This window comes from Kitasatospora sp. NPDC127111 (assembly GCF_042677465.1).
Lineage (GTDB): Bacteria > Actinomycetota > Actinomycetes > Streptomycetales > Streptomycetaceae > Kitasatospora.
The window spans coordinates 1-2,182 of the sequence record NZ_JBHXTG010000169.1 but is presented as its reverse complement, the minus strand read 5'-3'; the positions used below and the strand labels follow the sequence as shown (position 1 = coordinate 2,182).

The 2,182-nt window shown below is 65.1% G+C and carries 2 protein-coding genes; both read right to left on the bottom strand.

Features of this window, described 5'->3' with window-relative positions:
- Positions 1–918: 918 nt before the first annotated feature.
- Positions 919–1,449, bottom strand: a complete 531-nt coding sequence (locus ACFVHB_RS40090) for a hypothetical protein (protein WP_380332921.1) — start codon at positions 1,447–1,449, stop codon at positions 919–921.
- Positions 1,450–1,719: 270 nt separating this feature from the next.
- Entirely contained in the window at positions 1,720–1,884 is a 165-nt protein-coding gene (locus tag ACFVHB_RS40085) for a hypothetical protein (RefSeq protein ID WP_380332919.1), read from the bottom strand.
- Positions 1,885–2,182: the final 298 nt, after the last annotated feature.

Sequence of the window (2,182 nt, the reverse complement as noted above, 5' to 3'; positions counted from 1 at the left end):
GTCCGACAACACCAACTCGGCCTTCGGCCGACCAGTCCGCACCATAGACCCAGTCTATATTTATGAATGAAATTCCAGACTCAGGACACTAGAGGTCGAGGACGAGCTCTCGGAGCTGGGAGACCTCAACGACGAAGTCGTCCTCGACGATCCGCCTGAGGACTTCTACTCGCTCTGGGAGCCGGACGAAGACCTCTATCGGGACCGGTGACCCGACCACTGGGCAAGCTATTGCTCAACCTCTGTTACAGCCTCGGTACTGGTGAGCTCGCGTATTCAACTGTCGCCAGTTCCCCGAGGAACCCAGCCCGCTGGTAACCGGCTGTGAATCGCCAGCGGCGAGAACTGCCGGAACCCCTGTCAGCGGCCTGCGGTTGACTGACACCATGGACGACACCACCGATCACCTGCACCGCATCGACGTCCTGCTGGCCCGCCCGGCCCAGGCATCGCCCGCCTGCCGACCGATGGAGACCTCACCATCGCCCACCGCCGCCTCGTCGAGGCACTGCGCCCGTGTTGGGGGTCGTCGCGCAATCTCGCGACCGGCGGTTTCGTCGCCCCGACCCTCGACGATGACAGCGGGCTGCCGCTGGCAGCCCCGTTCGCCGGGCGTCTGGTCGAGCTGTGCGGGTGGGCGGTGGGTGGGCTATGGATCAGCCCGGTCGGCGGGTCACCTTCGAACATTTGGGCCACAAGCTCGGCATCGCCGCAGGCCGGACCCGCCTCCTCGGGCTGCTGGAGGCGCCCGAAGTGTCTGAGCGGTCGCCGCGGGTGCTCGGCGTCGACGAGTTCGCGTTCCGCAAGGGCCGCACCTACGGGACCGTCCTCGGACCCGGCACACGGGTCCACCGGGAAGGCGTGCTGGCCGGTCAGGCTGTCGGTCTAGCCGTTCATGGCGGACGCGGTTCTCGACCCTCAGAACACGAAGATCTGGATCGCCTCCATCCGGAGCGCCTTCCCGGTGGTTCCTACTTCCACTGTGCCACCGTTGACGGAGCATCGCTGGCCCTGCCAGCCAATGTTCTGGACGTGGGCGTTGACGCAGTACACTGCGGATACGATCGATAGCCGCAGTGCTTCCATGCGTAGCGATTCTCCGACCGTGCCCACCATGATGAAGTCACCGTCCGTGGCGATGACGGGGTCCATCCATCCATAGTTTTGGACGTAGGCCTGGGCCGTAATCTGCTGAAGTGGCTTCGGATTACCCTGCGGGTCCTGCCCGCCTGTCCCCATCAGCAGCAGGGCCTCCAACCGCCTTCCCTCACCCTCGGTGCCAGCTGTGGCGTTGTCCCGGACCGGCGTCATCCACCCGATGCCCTGAACGTGCGCCGCGTACCATATGTGGGGATTTCCGAAGACGTACCCGCTGGAAGCGGTCTTCAGTAGTGCTTCTGCTTCCTCGGAATCCACGCCAAGTGCAGACGCCAGCGAGTCAGTGGTCATGGTGACTCCTAGGTTTGACGTGCCTCGTGCGCTCCCGGTCCCATGATGCCGATGTGCTCTTGGACAGCTGGTTCTCGGGCATACTCCGAACATCCACCCGACGCTTTGGTGTGTCAACCACGTCTGCTGCGGTACGCCGGCACCACCCCGGCACTGCCCCGCAGGGCCGCCTTCTCCCGTAGCGGGACGACGGCCCCACCCGCCTTCTGCTCTGCCAGGGGTTGCTGGTAAGGGCCTGTGATCGAGTGACCTGTGGCCCCTCCTCCAGGGTCACGGCCCGCTTGCCAGGTCGCCGTCCGGCGCCAGGAGCTCGCGCAGCCAGAAGCCGTCCTGATGGGCGGCCAGCAGGCCGACGGCGGCATGGACGGCCTCGTTGCCGACGCCCTCCAGCAGGGCGCGGGCCGGGTCGGGCGCGGTGGCGGTGTCGCCTGTCATCTCGGTCTTCTCGGGGGTGCACTCCCGAAGCTCCCGCCAAGTGGCAAGTATCTGAGGGTGACGATCTCCCGATGCCCCGGCCTGCTGGGATCACCCAGAGTGAGTGGCTGTCGATCGAAACGCCCTGACCAGCACTTCTCCGGACTATTTGTCACCTGGCATCAGCTTCGGGAGTGCACCCCCAAGGCGGGTGTTCAGTTGCTCTAGGGCCTGTGTGATGTTGTGATCAGTCTCTGGGTTCTGCCCTCATTCGAGGGCAGAACCCAGTACGACTGTGTGTCGTGACGCGTAGGCAACT

What these genes read in the sequence shown, in the direction of transcription:
- ACFVHB_RS40090 (WP_380332921.1), bottom strand. Translation starts at nt 1,449, where the DNA reads ATGACCACTGACTCGCTGGCGTCTGCACTTGGCGTGGATTCCGAGGAA.
- ACFVHB_RS40085 (WP_380332919.1), bottom strand. Translation starts at nt 1,884, where the DNA reads ATGACAGGCGACACCGCCACCGCGCCCGACCCGGCCCGCGCCCTGCTG.